Here is a 16,940-nt window from a genome sequence, read left to right as displayed (position 1 = left end):
GGCGCGTACGTCCGTCGCGCGACCGGCGGGACGGGGACCTACGCTGATGATGCGGACCTACTGGGATGCCGCTGATGCCGTGGTGCCGCGGATGACGTGGACGACGTGGGCCCGCGCGGATGATGTCGCCCTGACCGTCGGCCGACAGGAGGCCGTGCAGTGCAGCCGACCAGCGAGCCGACCTGCGGGCCGGGCGGTGCGCGGGCGTGCACGCCCGGCCGTACGCGCCTGCGCACGCCCACCCGTACGCGCCTGCGCCGCGCCTGCGTGAGCGGCGCGGCCGCGGCCCTGCTCGTCGTCCCGACGGTGGCCGGGTCCGCGTACGCCGCGCCCGCTCCCCCGCGGTCCGCCGCCACCGACCCGCCGCCCTCCCCCGACGCCGGGACGGACTTCCCCCGGCTCACGCCCGCCGTCGCCGCGCGGCTGGACGCGGCCGTGCGCGGGGCGATGCGGAAGACCGGGACGCCGGGCGTGATCGTGGGGCTGTGGGCCCCGGGCAAGGGCAGCTACGTCCGGGCCTTCGGCGTGGCGGACGAGGCGACCCGTGCTCCCATGGACCCCGGCCTCCTCATGCGTATCGGCAGCGAGACCAAGACGTTCACGGTGACCGCCCTCCTGCGGCTGGTCGACCGGGGGAAGGCCGGCCTGGACGACGTCATCGGCCGGTACGTCAAGGGAGTGCCGAACGGCGACCGCATCACCCTGCGCGAACTGGCGGGCATGCGCAGCGGCCTCTTCAACTACAGCGAGGACGACGACTTCAACCGCGTGCTCGACACCGAACCCCGCGAGCCGCTCGCGCCGCAGCAGTTGCTCGACTACTCCTTCGCGCACCCGGTGCAGTTCGCGCCGGGTGCGCGGTTCGCGTACTCCAACACCAACCTGATCCTGCTCGGCCTGGTGGTGGAGAAGATCACCGGGCGGCCGCTGCACGACGTCATCGCCGACGACGTACTGGCCCCGGCCGGGCTCCACCGCACGCTCTTCCCGACCGGCGCCGAGTTCCCCGACCCCCACGCGCACGGTTACACCGAGCAGTCCACCCCCTCGGGCACGACCGAAGGGGTCGTGGACGCCACCGGCTGGAACCCGTCGTGGAGCTGGGCCGCGGGCGCGATGATCTCCGATCTGCGGGACCTGCGCAGCTGGGCCCGCACCCTCGCCACCGGCGCCCTGCTGACGCCCGCGACCCAGGCCGAGCGCCTGAAGACCACCCCGACCGGCATCCCCGGCGCGGGCTACGGGCTGGGCATCTTCGACGTCCAGGGCTGGATCGGGCACAACGGCTCGATCCCGGGGTACGAAAGCCTGACGGTCCACCTTCCGCAGGCCGGGGCCACCCTGGTCGTCCTCCTCAACACCGACGTCCCGCACGCGGGGAAGGAGCCGACCGCCTTCTTCGGCGAGGCGCTGACCGCCATCGCCACCCCGGCGCACGTGTACCCGGGCCACCCGCCGTCCGTACCGAAGAGCGGCTGAGGGCGCGGGCCGTTACGAGCCGGGGCGAGCATCGCCCCGGCGCGTCAGGCGACGGCGCCTATCCGCCCGACCACGGGCGCGGGGCCGTCGTGGTGGATCGGTGTGTGGGCGCCGGTGAGGGCGCGTCCGCTGCCGCCGCGCCGACTGGCGACGATCTCCGCCGCGATGGACAGCGCGGTCTCCTCCGGGGAACGCGCCCCCAGATCCAGACCGATGGGCGAACGCAGCCGGGCCAGCTCCCGCTCGGTGACACCCACCTCGCGCAGCCGCGCGTTGCGGTCCTCGTGCGTGCGCCGCGAACCCATCGCACCCACATAGGCCACGGGCAGCCGCAGCGCCAGTTCCAGCAGCGGTACGTCGAACTTCGCATCGTGCGTCAGCACGCACAGCACCGTACGGGCATCCACACCGGTGGACGCCAGGTACCGGTGCGGCCAGTCCACCACGATCTCATCGGCCTCGGGGAAACGGTTCCGCGTGGCGAACACCGGCCGCGCGTCGCACACCGTCACGTGGTACCCGAGGAACTTCCCCACCCGCACCAGAGCCGAAGCGAAATCGATCGCCCCGAACACGATCATCCGCGGCGCCGGCACGCTCGACTCCACCAGCACGGTGACCGGACGCCCGCACAGCCCACCGTCGGCCCCCACCTCCAGCGTCCCGGTCCGCCCCGCGTCCAGCATGGCGCGCGCCTCCTCGGCCACCGTGCGGTCCAGCTCGGGACGGCCCTTGAGCGTGCCCTCGTACGCACCGTCCGCGCGCACCAGCAGCGCGCGCCCCATCAGCTCGGCCGGCCCCTCGGCGACCCGGGCGACCGCGGCCGCCTCACCCCCGGCAGCGGCGGCCAATGCGGCCTCGAAGACCGCCCGGGCGGGGCTGCCCACCAGAACCGGAGCAATCAGGACATCGACGACCCCACCGCAGGTCAGACCCACCGCGAAGGCATCGTCGTCGCTGTACCCGAAGCGCTCCAGAACGGTCTCCCCGTCCTCCAGCGCCTGCCGGCACAGCTCGTACACCGCACCCTCCACGCACCCACCGGATACCGAACCGATCGCGGCCCCCGCACCGTCGACGGCGAGCGCCGCCCCCGGCTGCCGCGGCGCACTCCCCCCGACCGCCACGACGGTGGCGACGGCGAAGTCACGCCCCTGCCCGACCCACCGGTGCAGTTCTTCGGCGATGTCCAGCATGCACGGTCTCCGGTCTACGACAGAGGGACACTCCCGCCCCCACCCTCCCCCAACCCACCCGGTTCCGCGAGCAACGAGCCCACACCGCCCACGACTTCACGACGTCGACGGTCCACAGCGCGCGGAAGCCGAACGGCCCGGCTCCGTAAGCTGAGCGCACCGACGGGGGAACACGAAGGCGAGTGATGCGGGTGCAGGGGGATCAGCGGCCGTCCGTGCGGTCCGCGCGGGCGTGGGAGACGGTGCCCGCCGTGCGCAAGGTGCTCGGCGTCATCCACAACGTCACCTCCGCGACCCGGCTGCTGGATCTCCTCGCGGTGTTCGAGGGGGACCCGCGCGTGGCGGTGGTGTTCACCTGCACCGGGTCATCGGCCTTCGGCAACGGGATCGCCGAGTTCATCGCCGACCACGAACTGGGTTTCCTGCCCTGGGAGCAGGCTCGGGACCGGGGTGCGGAATTCCAGTTGGCGATGAGCACCAGCCGGGGCGGCCCCCTGGAAGAAGTCACCGCCCCGCTCATCGGCTGCGCCCACGGCGCCGGGTACAACAAGAAACTCAGCAAGGATCCGGAACCGGGAGCAGGCGTCGAGGGCGCCGGGAGCGGACCCGCGCCCACCCCCGGCAGCGGCCCCGGCACCCGCTCCGAGGCCTTCGGCCTCTCGGCCGAGTGGCTCCTGCACGACGGCCTCCCCATCCCCTCCGCCATCGCGCTCTCCCACGACGAACAGCTGGCCCGCCTGCGCCACGGCTGCCCCGAAGCCCTTCCCCGCGCCCGCGTCATCGGCGACCCGGTCGTCGACGAACTCCGGGCCTCGCTCCCGTTCCGCCGGGAATACCGATCGGCCCTCGGCATCCGCCCGGAGCAGAAACTCCTGCTGGTCACCTCCACTTGGGGGCCGCATTCCCTCCTCGGCTCCTCCTTCGGGCTGGCCGAACGCGCGCTCGCCGAATTGCCCCAGGACGAATACCGGGTGCTCGCCGCGATCCATCCCAATGCCTGGTACGAACACGGCGGCCACCAGATCCGCAACTGGCTCGGCGCGGCCCTGCGCGCCGGGCTGATCCTGCCCCACCCCGCCGGGCCCACGTGGAAGGCCGCGCTCTGCGCCGCCGACGCCTACGTCGGCGATCACGGGAGCCTCTCCCTCTACGCGGCCGCCCTCGGCCTGCCCGGCCTGCTGGCCGCCTTCGACGAGGACGCCGTCGCGCCCGGCTCACCCATGGCATGGCTGGGCCGGACCCTGCCCCGGGTCTGCGGCGACCGCCCGCTGGCTCCCCAACTGGATCGCGCCGTACGCCTCCCCGACGCCGCCGCACGGGTCACGTCACGCCCCGGCGAGTCCCTGGGCCTCCTGCGCGGCCTCTGCTACGAGCACCTGGGCCTCGCCGAACCGGCCGCGCCCTGCCCGCCGCGCCCGGTGCCGCTGCCCGTGCTCCCGCCCGCCGCGCGCTCGCCGCTGCGCGCGGCCCGGTACGTCGACGCCCGCCTCAAGGACACCGGCTCCGGCGCGCTGGTGACCGTACGGCGCTACCCCGCCGAGGTGCAGGGGCGCATCGACGCGCACCTGGGCGAGGGCGCGCACCTGGTGGCGGACGAGGCCGAGACCGACCCGCGCCGGCGCGACCTCGCCGAGATCCTGCTGGCCCGCGGCTCCACCCCCGCCGAACTGTTCGCCCGCCACCCGGCCTGCGCGCTGGTCGTCACGGAGGACGCCCTCCTGTGCCTGCGCGACGGCCGCCGCTACGCCGCCCGCGGGCCGGACCCCGCGGCGGCCGCCTCCGCACTCCTGACCCTGGTCACGCAGGGTCGCACCCCCGAGGGCGAGTTCACCCTCCGCCTCGGCGGCGCGGGCTCGCTCCTCACCCTGCTCCCGATCGACGGGTCCGATCCGCCGCGCGCCCGACCCGCCCCGCAACCCCTGCGGTAGCGTGCGCAGTTGATCGTTGATCAACGAGCGGGATGCTCCGCACACAGGGGGACGGGCATGGAAATGGACCAGGAAGCGCGTCACGCAACGCCCAGCGCAGCGCGTCACATCGCGTTCGAGCGGCTGCACAACTTCCGTGACCTGGGCGGCTACCGCGCCGCGGACGGGCGCGTCGTCGCCTGGGGGCGGCTCTACCGCGCCGATTCGCTCGGAAAGCTCGCCGGGGACGACTGGAAGCGGTTCCTGGACCTCGGCATCCGCACCGTCATCGACCTGCGCTACCCCTGGGAGATCGACGCCAAGGGCCGTGTGCCGGAGGCCGGGCGCTTCACCTACGCCAACTTCAGCATCGAGCACCGCCCCTACGACCAGGCGGAGATCGACCCCGCCCTCGACCCGTGGCGCTACCTCGCCGACCGGTTCGCCGAGGTCGCCGAGGACGGCGCCGCCGAGATCCGGCAGGCGATCGAGCTGATCGCCGAAGACCCCGGCCCCACCGTGTTCCACTGCACCTCCGGCAAGGACCGTACGGGCCTCATCGCCGCCCTCGTCCTCACCCTGCTCGGCGTCGGCGAGGAGCAGATCCTCGCCGACTTCGCGCTCACGGAGCTGGCCACCGACCGTCTCGCCGCGGACTGGCGCGCCGCCCACCCGGACCGCACCCTGAACTGGCCCTCCTACGGCCGGGCCCCCGCCAAGATCATGGAACTGGTCCTCGCGGACCTGACCACCCGCCACGGCTCGGTCCGGGCCTACCTCACCGACCGCGTGGGCATCACCGAAACCACCGCCACCACCCTGTGCACCCGCCTGCTGACCCCGTAACCCGGGGCGCGGAGCCCAGGGCCCCATGCCGGAGCGTTACCGCTCCGGCACCTGGCCCGGCTCGTCCGCGATGCCGCGGGCGGCGATGGCCACGGAGGTTACCGGTGTTCCGGTCTTTCCCCACGGGCCGTCCTTGAGGAGGACCGTGCGCTCGCCCAGGAGGCGCGTGGTCGCCGGTTCGAAGATCCACTCGGTCCGCTCGGCATGGTGCACACGGGCGACCGCGACGCCCGTACGGCCGAGCGCGTCCGTCGACTCGGGAACGAGCACGACGCCCGGGATGCGGGCGGCGGCGCGGTAGAGGGCGGCGCTCAGCCCGGGCGGGGCCTCGACCGTCCGCAGCAGGTCGCCGATGGCGACGAAGGCTTCCTGGTCGGGGCCGGTGGTCGAGCCGGAGCCTCCGCCGTGGTTCCGTCGGGCGTCGGCGTAGATCAGCTCCAGCAGCCGGTCGGGGTCGGTCGGGAGGCTCTCCAGGAAGCGGTAGGTGGGGTGGTTGATGTTTGCCTTGACCGCACCTGCCGCCGGGTCCGTCGAGGTGCCCCGGGCGGTGCGCGTGAGCGTGCCGCCCGCTCCGTCCACCGGTACCCAGCGCTCCGCCGATTCGTCGGTGGGGGCGGCTTCCATCCCGCCGTTCGCCGTCTCGGACAGGGACGTGGAGTGTCCGACCGTCCTCGTGTAGAGGAACTGCCCGTCGCGCACGGTCGGAGCGGGGGCCGCCTGCGCCGCCAGCGCCGCGCGGTCCAGCAAGCGCACGGCCGCCGGTTCGGTCCGTACCGCGGCGGGGTGCTCGCCGGACCCGCCCACGCCGAGGGTGACGGCCGCCATCGCCGTGCATGCCGCGGCACCGACAGCGGCGGACAGGACCAGCCGACGGCGGTACCGCGCCCGGTCGGGGCGGGCCTCCTCCGCAGCCTCCCCCGTCGCCCCCATCGCCCCCGTCTCCCCCGTCTCCCGCATCAGGTGCTCCCCGATCCGGTGGTGCCCGTGGAACGGCAGGTCCTCGTCCGCGATACCGGGCAGACGCCGGATCACGTCCAGGGACTCGTCCGGACGGCGTCTCGGGTCATCGGTGGCGTTCACAGCTTCCCCTCCCCTGGCGTTCGGGACCCGGTGGTGGTGCATCGCGAGGCTGGCGGCTCCTCCGGCGGATCCGCCGCGAGGGCGGCCGCCGCCCGGGCCGTGTCGGTGAGCCGGGACACGACCCCCTCCGCCGGGTCGGGCACGAGGTCCGGCGGTGGAAGGCGGTCCATGGCGCGGCGGTGACGGCGCGCCGCCCTCCGGCTGTTGCGCATGACGTTCGTCGCGACGCCGAAGAGCCACGCCCGCGGGCTGCCGACGTCGTCGAGCGTCTCGCGCAGCCGCCACGCTTCGAGGAAGGTGAGGGAGACGATGTCCTCGGCGCCCGCCACGTCCGCGGTCATGCGCACGGCGTGCGCGTACACCGCCCGGGCGTGGGCCGCGTACAGGTCCGCGAACAGTTGGGGGTCCACGCTGAGTAGTGTCCGCACGGCCCGCCCCGTTGCATGTGCTCCACCTCACGTCGGCGGGGAAGGGTGCGGGGGAAGGATGCGGCGGCGCAAGGACGGTGGGCCCGGACGCGTACCGCTCGTGGTGCGGTCCGGCCGCCCGCCATTGCCCCGGCGGAGCGCCCCGCCGATCCGCTACCCTGTCCCTGGGCTGCCCGCCTTCGTTCGCCTTCGTAGCTCAGGGGATAGAGCACGGCTCTCCTAAAGCCGGTGTCGCAGGTTCGAATCCTGCCGAGGGCACGTATGAGGAAGACCCCCCGACCGTTCGCGGTCGGGGGGTCTTCGCGTGGGGCGGCCGCCGGGGCGGTTCAGGGGGGTGGGACCGGAGTTGGGGGTGTGGGTGGGGTGAGGGTGACGCGGGCTTCGGCGCCGCCCTCGGGGCGGTTCGTGAAGGTCAGGGTGGCGGACAGGGCGCGGGCCTGGCCCGCGGCGATGGTCAGGCCCAGGCCGTGGCCCTTGTTCATGCCCTCCGTGCGGAACCGCTGCGGTCCGCTCGTCAGCAGGTACTCGGGGTAGCCCGGGCCCTCGTCCGTCACCGTCAGCGTGGCGCCGTCCACCGTGACCGTGACCGGGGCCGCCCCGTGTTTGTGGGCGTTCGCGATCAGGTTGCCCAGGATGCGCTCGACGCGGCGGCGGTCGGTCTCCACCAGGTGGGCGGACAGGACGCGCAGGCGGGTGTCCGTGCCGGAGGCGCGGATCGTACGGGCCGCCAGCTCGGCGAGGTCGTACGCGTCCAGCTCCGGGCGCTCGCTGCGGGTGTCGAGCCGGGATATCTCCAGCAGGTCCTCCGTCAGCGCGCGCATGGCCTGCACCCGGTCCCGTACGAGTTCGGCGGGGCGGCCCGGCGGGAGGAGTTCGGCGGCGGCGTTGAGGCCGGTCAGCGGGGTGCGCAGCTCGTGGGCGACGTCGGCGGTGAAGCGGCGTTCCGCTTCCAGTTTGCGCTGGAGGGACGCCGCCATGATGTCGAGGGCGCCGGAGACGGCCGCGACCTCGTCCCGGGTCCGCGCCGAGTCCTCGACGCGTGCGTCGAGATCGCCCGCGCTGATCCGGCGGGCGACCTGGGCGGTCTGGTGGAGCCGGCGGGTGATGCGGGTGACGCCGAGGGCGCCCATGAGCAGGGTGCCGCCGATGGCGAGGACCGAGGAGCCGAGGATGGCGCGGTCGAGATCGACGATGGTCTGCTCACTGGCGCTGTAGTCGACCGCGGCGGCGATCACGCCTCCGCGGTCGGCCGGGCCGGCCGCCCACATGACCGGCTTGTTCCGGAGCTCGCCGACGAGGGTGCCGCGCCGCCCGTCCGCCGCGTACGCGCGCAGCTCGGCGGGCAGGGCCGTGGGGTCGACGCCCTCGCCGCGCGGGGTGCGCGTGCCGGTCTCGTACGCCTCGGTGATCCGGTCGAGGCGGTCGAGGGCCTTCTCGCGGGCGGTGCCGATGGTCTGGTCGGTCATGGCGCTGTGCACGAGGCCGCCGAGGAGCGCGGCGAGCCCGCAGCACATGCAGGTGATGAAGACCGCCGCTTTCCAGGTGAGCGTCGCCGTCCACACCGGGAGCCGCAGCCGCAGACGGCTGCCCGAGGTACGCGGGGCGCCCGGGGCGCCCGGGGCGCCCGGCGACGCGGTGGGGGTGCCGGTCATGGCGCGACTCCGGGGCAGAGCGGGGGCGGACGGGTGGTGCCCCCGCGACACCTGAAAGGTTACGAGGGTCATGTTCTGGCCGGCCCTCGGCCACGTAACAGTTGGCCGGACACCCGCGCGCGAAGGCGTGAAGAAGCCCTCCCGGCACCTGTGCCGGAAGGGCTTCCGAGCGCGAGCCGCGCGCTCTCGTCCACCAGGGTGGTCAGGTCCCCGGACCCCTCAGCTGAGGCCCCTGCTGCGCTCTCCGATGCGGTCGCCCTGTGGGGTGCCGGCCCGCTTCAGGGCCGCCTTCGTGTGCGCTCCGCCCTTCACCTTGCTCCGCAGTTCGCCTTCGTAGCCGTGGCCCGGCCCCTTGGGGGCCTGCGGCATCTCCAGCGCCTTGGCGACCGCCGTACGGAAGTCCTGCTTCTGCTCTTCGCTCATCCCGCCGTCAACTCCCTCGGGAAGCATCCATTCGGCTCTTCGGCCCATCGGCCCGCCCCTCCACCACCCGGAGGACCGGAACTGAATCGGACCTATGGGGATCGTATGCAGATATGAGGATGAACGCACCCCAGCGGACCGGATCCGATCCCGACGGACCGGACTTCATCCCGGCGGACCTGGCCTCGCCCCGGCGGACCGGACCTACGGAAGCTCCGGCGTCCCCACCGCCGCGCGGACCAGTTCCTCCGGGCAGGGCGTCCCCCGCGGCAGCTGGTACTTCGCCGCCACCCGGTACTCCCCGGGCGCCGGGACCAGCAGCTCGGTCCATACGTCGCCCGACGCGTCCGGCTCCGCCTTGAACAGGCAGCCGGCCGTGTTCACGTACTCCTTCGGCACCTTCGCAGCGCCCTTGGGAGCCGCCGCGCCGCGGGCCTTCGAGGCCTCCGTTTCCTGCGGCGGCTCCACCGGCTTGCCCGCCGCGTCGACCAGGCCCAGCCACGGCGAGTGCGGGATCCGCACCAGCACGCGGCCGGGCTGCCGTACGTCGACCACCAGCTGGTCCGCGCCCGCGCGGACCACCGTCGCCGGGCCGGAGACCAGCGCGGTCGGCCGGTCGACCTTGAACAGCTGCCAGTTCGCGTCGCCCCACACCTGCTGGAGGTACGGCAGCCCGTCCCGCACGAGTTTCGCCTCGGCCTCGCCCCCGTTGTCGGGTTTGTCGGCGGGCAGCACCACGTAGTGCACGGCCCAGCGCTCCAGCCAGGTCCGGTAGGTCTCGGCGGTGAGCGTGTCGTCGTAGAAGACGGGGTTGCGCTCCAGGTCGGCCTGCCGGTTCCAGCCGCGGGCCAGGTTCACGTACGAGGGGATCGCCGAGGATTCGCGGTGGCTGCTCGCCGGGACCACCTCCACCCGGCCGCGGTCGGCGCCCGCCTTCTGCAGCTGGTCGATCAGCGGGGCCAGCTCGCGGTTCCAGGAGGCCAGGGGGGTGGTGCGGACGATGTCCTGCACGCTGTTCGTGGTGATCCAGGCGGTCACGCCGACGACGGCCAGCACCAGCGCGTAGCGGCGGCGCGAACGCGGGAGGGCGTGCGGGAGGGCCGCGACCAGGACGGCGCCGGCGAAGAGCATCGCGAGGCGGGTGACGTTCGAGCCGATCTGCGAATCGATCGCCCAGGTCAGGAAGACGCCGCAGGCGTAGACGGCCGCGGCGATCCGGACCGTCTTCCACCGCTTCGGTACGAGGACCGCGATCAGCACGCCGAACACGAACGGCAGCCAGGCCGACCCCACCCCGATCGGCTGGGTCCCGGAGAAGGGGAACAGCCACGCCGACAGCCCGACCACGGCCACCGGGGGCAGCCCGATGGCGTACGCGCCCGGGCGCCGGCCGCTCAGGAACAGGGCGGCCGCGATCACCCCGAGGAAGAGCCCGGCCACCGGGCTGGAGGCGGTCGCGAGCGCGGCCAGCACGGCGGCGACCGCTGCCTTGGCCCAGCGCCGCTCGGCCCACTTGCGGGGCCAGCAGAAGGCCGCGGCGACCGCGCCCAGCGCGAACATCACCCCGAGGCCGAAGGTCACCCGGCCGGACACCGCGTTGCAGAAGAGCCCGTACACGCCCGCGAGGGCGGGCCACAACGGGTGCGCCACGGAGCCCCGGCAGCGGGTCAGGACCAGCGCGAGCAGGGCGGCGGAGACGGTTCCGGCGATCATCATCGTCGTGCGGACGCCGAGGACGTGCATGAGGTACGGCGAGACGACGCTGTAGGACACCGGGTGCATGCCGCCGTACCAGGCGAGGTTGTACGCCGAGTCCGGGTGGCGGCCGACGAACTCGGCCCAGGCGTCCTGGGCGGCCAGGTCGCCGCCGCTGTTCGCGAAGCTGAAGAACCAGGCGACGTGGAGGAGGGCCGCGAGGGCGGTCGTCACGCCGATCGGGTGACGGTGGCCGAAGGCGAGCGCGTCCCGGCAGCGGAGCCGCAGGGTGCGCCGCCATCCCGGGCGGCCGGACGCGGGGCTCGGCTCAGGGGCCAGGGCCGTGCCCCGGCCCCGAGCGGCGTCAGGGTCCGCGCCGCCGGTCGGTATGCCGGTTTCCCCGGCGGCACCCCCGGCGCCGCTCGCGGCACCACCCGCGGCGTCGCCGGCGTCCCGGCCGTGCTCCCGGCCCTGCGTTTCTTTCCGGCCCCGCTCAGCGGTGGTCACTGCCGCACTCCCCACACGTCCGTCCTGTGCCAAGACGCGACCCGGCGCCCCGGGGTTGCCCGGAGCGCCGTGTGCCCGTCCCGCGCCTGCTGTCAGCCGACGCGCGTCAGCTTGCTGCCGATGCCCGGCGTGGCCAGCTCGCGCTGCAGCGCCACCGGCACCTTCACCTGGCTCGCGCCCTCGCCGACGGTCAGCACTCCGACCTGGGTACCGGCCTTCGCCGTCCCCGGGATCTTCGTACCGCCGTCACTCAGCTTGACGGTGACCGTGAGACCCGACCACCCGACGGCCTGGACGTCGGCGGTGGCGACGACCGGGGTGTGGCCGCCGAGTCCGTCGTCGACGTACCCGACCACATCGCCCTTCTTCACGACCGTCGCGCCCTGGAGCGACTTCTGCGTCGCGACCAGCAGCTGCTTGCTCGCCGCGATCACCGTGTCGATGATCGGCGGCTTGTGCTGGCCGAGGACGGCGCCGACGATCAGCTGGTTGGTGTCGCCGACCTTCTTCTGCGCGGCGAAGAGCAGGTTTCCGCCCGCCTTCGTCGTCGTACCGGTCTTGATGCCGAGCGAGTCGTTGAAGGGGACCAGCCGGTTCCAGTTCGGCCACGTCTTGCCGGACGGGTCGACCCAGCTGGGCTTGCGCGTGATGTCGAGGAGCGCGTCCATCTCCACCAGCCGCAGACCCAGCTTGACCTGGTCCTCGGCGGTGCTGACCGTCGTGGCGTCCAGACCCGAGGGGTCCGTGTACGTCGTGTTGGCCATGCCGAGCTCCTTGGCGGTGGCGTTCATCTTCGCGACGAACGCCTCCTGGCTGCCGGAGTCCCAGCGGGCGAGGAGCCGGGCGATGTTGTTGGCCGAGGGGATCATGAGAGCCGCGATCGCGTCGTACTCCGAGATCTTCTGGCCCTCCATGACCGTGTCGAGGGTGGACTCGTTGTCCGTGGAGTTGTTCTTCTTGCCCTCGGTCTCGGCGGTCTTGTCGATGTCGATCATCTGGCCCTTTTCCCCCTTCTTGAAGGGGTGGTCGCGCAGGATGATGTACGCCGTCATCGACTTGGTGACGCTCGCGATCGGTACGGGCTTCATCTCGCCGGACGAACCGAGCGTGCCGAGGCCCGCCGCGGCCATGTACGCCTGGCCGCCGTCGGGCCAGGGCAGGTCGGGCTTGTCGCCCGCGAAGGCGTACGAGTGCTTCGCCGTCATGGCCAGCGTCGGCGCGGGCAGCGGGCGGACCAGCTGGACGATGCCGAGGACGACCGCCAGCAGCGCGAGCAGCGGGGCGTAGATCTTCACCCGGCGCACGGTGGTGCGGATCGGGCTCGGTGGCGGGGGCGGGTTGTTGGTCAGCTCGGCGAGCATGTCGAGCGGGGGCCGGGGCGGCAGGGGCTGCTGCGTGGTCCGCTCGGAGCCGGTGTGGGTGACGGGGGGCGGGGGCGGGGGCGTCTTCGACGCCGGGGACGGGGTGGGCTTGGGCTCCGCCGGGGCGGGTGCGCCCTCGCCGCGCAGCGGCACGAAGGTACTGGCCCGCTCGGCCGCCCCTTCGCGCGGCCGGGTGGTGGACTTGTCGGCGCGCGTACCGGTGCCCGTGCCCTGGCGGGCGGCCGGGCCTGTGCCCGCGCCCTGGCCGGGGGCGGGGACGGCCGGCTTGCCGGGGGTCTGGCGGGTGCCGGGGTCCTGGCGGGCGGCCGTGCCCGTGCCCTGGCCGGTGCCGCGGCCGGTGGCTTCCTCGGGGGCGGAGCCGGTGGGGTCGGCGGGGGCGGGGCGCTTGGTGTCGGCCGGGGCCGCGTCCGGACGCACCGCGCGGAAGACCGCCGTGCGCTCGCTGTCGGCCGGGGCCTTGGCCTTGGCTTCGGGTTCGGGAGCGGCGTCCTTGGCCCCTGCCGGGGCGGGGCGCTTGGTGTCCGCCGGGGCCGCGTCCGGGCGGACGGCGCGGAAGACCGCCGTGCGCTCGTTGTCGACCGGGGCCTTGGCCGGGGCCTTGGCTTCGGATTCGGCAGCGGCGTCCTTGGCCCCCGCGGGGGCCGCGTCCGGGCGGACAGCGCGGAAGACCGCCGTGCGCTCGCTGTCCGCCGGGGCCTTGGCTTCGGGTTCGGGAGCGGCGTCCTTGGCCCCTGCCGGGGCGGGGCGCTTGGTGTCCGCCGGGGCCGCGTCCGGGCGGACGGCGCGGAAGACCGCCGTGCGCTCGTTGTCCGCCGGGGCTGCCGAGCGGGGGTCCTGGCCCGAAGCGGAATCCTTCTTCGGCGAGCCGGAGTTGCGGCGGAAAGCCTCGAAGGCCGTGGCCTTCTCCTCCGCCGGAGCGGAGTCCGCGACCTCGGCGGAGTCCTTGGGGACGGTGCGGAACACCGAGGTGCGCTCGGAATCTGACGATTCGGGACCGTTTACGTCGGCATCCGCGCGCGGGGTCGGGGACGGCTTGGCCGAGGCCTCACGGGCCACTTCCGCACCCGCCGGCGCCACCGGTGCCGCCGAAGCGGAATCCCGGTCAGCGGTCGAGGTCCGGGGCGCGCGGACGTCCGTACGGGCGCCCTCCGCCCCGCCGTCACGCTCGCGCGCCGGCCCACCGGCCGACCCGGAGGCAGGCTTGGCGACCGGCTCGGGGTCAGCCTCGGCTGCCGCTTCCGGAGCCGTTTCGGCGGCCGCCCCGGAGGCGGCCTCAGGCGCCGACCGGTCGGCACGCCCGGCAGCCGGCGCCCCGGCCGCGGCGTCGCCGCCCGGTCCGGCGGCCCGCTCGGGGGCAGCCTCGGCCGCCGACCCCTCGGCACGCTCGGGAGCCGACCCGGACGCCACATCCGCCCCCGGTTCCGGATCCGACTCCGCATCCGGTTCCGGTTCCGCACCCGGGCCCGCATCCGGATCCGCCTCGTCCACCGACGCCACCCAGGCCGCGACCGCGGCCCGCAGGGGGTCGTCCCCGGGCTCGGAGTCGTTCCCGGCCTCCGGGTCGTCCCGGGGCTCGGGGGCGGGCTCCGGGTCCCGGGGACGGAACACCGACAGGCGAGGGTCGGATTCCGCCGCCCCCGGCGCACCCGCGCCTTGCTGTACCGACTTGTCGGGGGACTCGCCCGCCACCAGTTCCTCCTCGATCGACGTCCGGCCGCTGCCCGGACCGCTGTCCGAACCGTCTAACAGTGTCCCGTCTAGGGGGCATCGCCCCCGTGCGAGACGAGAACGACATACTTGCCGGTTCCCACACAAACCGGCCAGGCGCTCTCGACAGATGAATGTGAGAGGGGTCACCCTGTCACTCATCCACGCGGGGAGGCATGGATGGGCAGGAGCCGCAGAACAATTCCGGAGGAGCTTCTGCTGCTCGCTTTGGACCCGACCACGGGAACCACGGCGCAGCCGCAGTCGCTCGACCTCGGCCTGGCCGGGGCACAGCTAGTGGAGCTGGCTCTGGCAGGACGGATAGCCCCAGACGGGGATCGTATCGCCGTGGTGATGCCACGGCCGACAGGAGATCCGACCCTGGACTCCGCACTGGAACTGCTGCGCCGTCGCGGCAGCCCGGTTCGGGCGGTCCACTGGATCGGCGGACCCCGACTGGGGCTCCGCCAGGTGTACCTCGCTCACCTGGAGCGCTGCGGCATGGTCCATGCCGTCGCGGGACAGATGTGCGGAATGCTGCCGACGACTCGCTACCAGGCGACCGACACGGCAATCAGCCGGGAGATCCGTGCCCGGCTGGACAGTGCGATCCGCACCGGCGTACCGCCGGACCCGCGGACCGCGGCGCTCGCCGCCCTGGCCCACGCGGTCGGACTCGGCAAGCACCTGTACCCCGGCAACGAGGGGCGTTCGTCCAGATCCCGCTTGCGGGACCTGATTCGGCACGACCCCATGGGCGGCCTCGTGGCACACGCCGTGATGGACGTCCAGAACGGTGTGGCCGCACAGCCGCGCCGTGACCGTGCTCCGGCACCGGCACCCGCGCCGCCGCCCGCCCGTGCGACGGCCACCGGCGTTCCGCTGCAGCCGCGCCGCACGGGTGCGATGGCACGCGCCGTCGCACACTGATCCACCGCACCACTGATCCACCGCACCACCGCTCCGCAGATCGACCGCTCCACCGATACACCCCACCGCACGACGAACGCCATGGCCGCAGCCGGGAATCCCCCAAGGACCCGGTGCGGGCACCGCCAGCGCGCGGGGTGGCGAGGCCGGTCCGCCGGCCCCGCCACCCCGCGCGTCTGCGTTTCCCGAACGGGTTTCCCCGGCCTCCGCGGAACCGTTCCGGCCCGTTCCCCAGCGGGGTCGCGCCCTTCGATGGCAGTCTGCTCAACATCAGACACGCAGAGAGACAGTAAGCAAACAGCAAGCAAGCGGAGGTGCCGTAACCGTGGCGTCCAATGTCAACCCCACCGTCCGACGGCGCCGATTGGGCATGGAGTTGCGCAAGCTCCGTGAGGACAAGGGCATGACGGCCGAGCAGGTCGCCGAACGCCTGCTCGTATCCCAGTCCAAGATCAGCCGGCTGGAGAACGGCCGTCGCTCCATCAGCCAGCGCGACGTCCGCGACCTGTGCGACGTCTACGAGGTCGAGGACCGCCGGCTCGTCGACTCCCTGATGCAGATGGCCAAGGATTCGCGCCAGCAGGGCTGGTGGCACGCCTTCGGCGACATCCCGTACAGCGTCTACATCGGCCTGGAGACGGACGCGGCCAGCCTGCGGACGTACGAGCCCCAGGTCGTCCCGGGGCTGCTCCAGACGCCCGAGTACGCCCAGGCACTGATCCGCGGCGCGCTGCCGGAGACCGCGCCCGTCGACATCGAGAAGCGCGTCCAGGTGCGGATGCACCGCCAGAAGCGGCTCTCGGAGACCGACAACAGCAACGCCGACGTCGGTCCGCTGCGCCTGTGGGCGGTCATCGACGAAGCCGCCCTGCGCCGCCGGGTCGGCGACGGTCAATTGATGGTCCGGCAGCTGGAGTACTTGATAGAGCAGTCGGAACAGCCGTACGTCACCGTCCAGGTGATGCCTTTCGCGATGGGCGCACACCCCGGCGTGAACGGCCAGTACGCCATTCTGGAATTCCCGGACGCCTCCGACTCGACGGTCGTGTACATCGAGGGCGTCACGAGCGATCTGTACCTGGAGAAGGGCAATGACGTTCAGAAGTACAGCGTGATGTACGAGCACCTGCGCGCCCAGGCACTCAATGTCGAGCAGACGCGGGAGTTCATCTCCGACATCATCAGCGACCATGCGGGCAAGCGCCGGTAAAAGCGCACCAAACCGGGCAGGTGACGATGAGCGCCGGTACCGTACACCGTCACCGCCCGGCCATGGAAGGCCTGACCTGAATATGCCATCCGGACGGGTGAACGACCCCTTCACCTCTCGGGCGGTGCCGGTAGCGTCGATCACGTCAACCAGGAAATGGGTTGGCGCCAATTCGGAACGACTCGCTGAACCGGAGAAAAACATGGCCATTCGACTGGGCGCCACGGAAAACTGGACGAAGTCCTCGTACTCCGGCGGCAACGGTGCGTGCGTCGAAGTCAAGTCCCCCGTCACCGAGGCCATCGCGGTCCGCGACTCGAAGGTGCAGGACGGCCCGTCCATCGCCTTCGCGCCCGGGTCCTGGACCTCGTTCGTCACCGAGGTCAACGAAGGCCGGCTGGGACAGCTCGTCTGAGCATCACGGCGAACTCCCCGACCGGTCTGCCCGCAGCACAGGCAGAACGCGCACCACAGGCAGAACAAGCAGGACAAGCTCAG

General features: G+C 73.2%; 13 protein-coding genes and 1 tRNA gene. 7 read left to right on the top strand and 7 right to left on the bottom strand.

The genetic code is table 11. The features are described from left to right. Nucleotides 1-228: 228 nt before the first annotated feature. Entirely contained in the window at nt 229-1,479 is a 1,251-nt protein-coding gene (locus tag ABZY31_RS18895) for a serine hydrolase domain-containing protein (RefSeq protein ID WP_356411761.1), read from the top strand. Between the two features lie 44 nt (nt 1,480-1,523). Here ABZY31_RS18895 and ABZY31_RS18890 read toward each other — a convergent pair whose 3' ends face one another. Continuing rightward, nucleotides 1,524-2,675 (bottom strand): XdhC/CoxI family protein, encoded by a 1,152-nt coding sequence (locus ABZY31_RS18890; RefSeq protein ID WP_356411689.1) that lies wholly within the window; start codon nt 2,673-2,675, stop codon nt 1,524-1,526. Nucleotides 2,676-2,890: 215 nt separating this feature from the next. Between ABZY31_RS18890 and ABZY31_RS18885 the strand changes: the two genes are divergently transcribed. Continuing rightward, nucleotides 2,891-4,603 (top strand): hypothetical protein, encoded by a 1,713-nt coding sequence (locus ABZY31_RS18885; RefSeq protein ID WP_356411687.1) that lies wholly within the window; start codon nt 2,891-2,893, stop codon nt 4,601-4,603. A 57-nt stretch (nt 4,604-4,660) separates the two neighbouring features. Then, nucleotides 4,661-5,428, top strand: coding sequence for a tyrosine-protein phosphatase (locus ABZY31_RS18880; protein ID WP_356411684.1), 768 nt, complete (start codon nt 4,661-4,663; stop codon nt 5,426-5,428). A gap of 36 nt (nt 5,429-5,464) precedes the next feature. Here ABZY31_RS18880 and ABZY31_RS18875 read toward each other — a convergent pair whose 3' ends face one another. Continuing rightward, entirely contained in the window at nt 5,465-6,508 is a 1,044-nt protein-coding gene (locus tag ABZY31_RS18875; protein WP_356411681.1) for a CU044_5270 family protein, read from the bottom strand. Further along, nucleotides 6,505-6,918 carry an RNA polymerase sigma factor gene (locus ABZY31_RS18870; protein ID WP_356411679.1) on the bottom strand — a complete coding sequence of 138 codons (414 nt, stop codon included), beginning with the start codon at nt 6,916-6,918 and terminating at the stop codon, nt 6,505-6,507. The genes ABZY31_RS18875 and ABZY31_RS18870 overlap by 4 nt, the downstream gene beginning before the upstream one ends. A 203-nt stretch (nt 6,919-7,121) precedes the next feature. Between ABZY31_RS18870 and ABZY31_RS18865 the strand changes: the two genes are divergently transcribed. Beyond that, a tRNA-Arg gene (locus tag ABZY31_RS18865) sits at nt 7,122-7,194 on the top strand. Between the two features lie 68 nt (nt 7,195-7,262). Here ABZY31_RS18865 and ABZY31_RS18860 read toward each other — a convergent pair. The 4 genes from ABZY31_RS18860 to ABZY31_RS18845 form a co-directional block, all read right to left on the bottom strand. Then, entirely contained in the window at nt 7,263-8,588 is a 1,326-nt protein-coding gene (locus tag ABZY31_RS18860) for a HAMP domain-containing sensor histidine kinase (protein WP_356411676.1), read from the bottom strand. 219 nt (nt 8,589-8,807) lie between these two features. Further along, complete coding sequence (locus ABZY31_RS18855) at nt 8,808-9,011, bottom strand: hypothetical protein (RefSeq protein ID WP_356411674.1); 204 nt, start codon at nt 9,009-9,011, stop codon at nt 8,808-8,810. A gap of 204 nt (nt 9,012-9,215) precedes the next feature. Then, nucleotides 9,216-10,994: an MFS transporter gene (locus ABZY31_RS18850; protein WP_356411758.1), complete on the bottom strand. Its 1,779-nt coding sequence runs from the start codon at nt 10,992-10,994 to the stop codon at nt 9,216-9,218. Between the two features lie 311 nt (nt 10,995-11,305). Beyond that, a complete protein-coding gene (locus ABZY31_RS18845) occupies nt 11,306-14,203 on the bottom strand; it encodes a hypothetical protein (protein ID WP_356411672.1) in 2,898 nt (965 codons plus the stop codon). A gap of 279 nt (nt 14,204-14,482) precedes the next feature. Between ABZY31_RS18845 and ABZY31_RS18840 the strand changes: the two genes are divergently transcribed. The 3 genes from ABZY31_RS18840 (at nt 14,483) to ABZY31_RS18830 (ending at nt 16,857) form a co-directional block, all read left to right on the top strand. Beyond that, nucleotides 14,483-15,232 carry a GPP34 family phosphoprotein gene (locus tag ABZY31_RS18840; RefSeq protein WP_356411669.1) on the top strand — a complete coding sequence of 250 codons (750 nt, stop codon included), beginning with the start codon at nt 14,483-14,485 and terminating at the stop codon, nt 15,230-15,232. Between the two features lie 325 nt (nt 15,233-15,557). Further along, complete coding sequence (locus ABZY31_RS18835) at nt 15,558-16,442, top strand: helix-turn-helix transcriptional regulator (RefSeq protein ID WP_356411666.1); 885 nt, start codon at nt 15,558-15,560, stop codon at nt 16,440-16,442. A gap of 202 nt (nt 16,443-16,644) precedes the next feature. Next, a complete protein-coding gene (locus ABZY31_RS18830; protein ID WP_330331026.1) occupies nt 16,645-16,857 on the top strand; it encodes a DUF397 domain-containing protein in 213 nt (70 codons plus the stop codon). Nucleotides 16,858-16,940 lie beyond the last annotated feature (83 nt).

This window comes from Streptomyces sp. NPDC006529 (genome assembly GCF_040611795.1).
Taxonomy (GTDB): Bacteria; Actinomycetota; Actinomycetes; order Streptomycetales; family Streptomycetaceae; genus Streptomyces.
This window is presented reverse-complemented; position numbering and strand designations above follow the sequence as displayed.

Bases quoted from the DNA above. Each gene is read 5' to 3' on its own strand.
- ABZY31_RS18890 (WP_356411689.1), bottom strand. From the start codon at position 2,675: ATGCTGGACATCGCCGAAGAACTGCACCGGTGGGTCGGGCAGGGGCGT.
- ABZY31_RS18880 (WP_356411684.1), top strand. From the start codon at position 4,661: ATGGAAATGGACCAGGAAGCGCGTCACGCAACGCCCAGCGCAGCGCGT.
- ABZY31_RS18860 (WP_356411676.1), bottom strand. From the start codon at position 8,588: ATGACCGGCACCCCCACCGCGTCGCCGGGCGCCCCGGGCGCCCCGGGC.
- ABZY31_RS18855 (WP_356411674.1), bottom strand. From the start codon at position 9,011: ATGAGCGAAGAGCAGAAGCAGGACTTCCGTACGGCGGTCGCCAAGGCG.
- ABZY31_RS18840 (WP_356411669.1), top strand. From the start codon at position 14,483: ATGGGCAGGAGCCGCAGAACAATTCCGGAGGAGCTTCTGCTGCTCGCT.
- ABZY31_RS18830 (WP_330331026.1), top strand. From the start codon at position 16,645: ATGGCCATTCGACTGGGCGCCACGGAAAACTGGACGAAGTCCTCGTAC.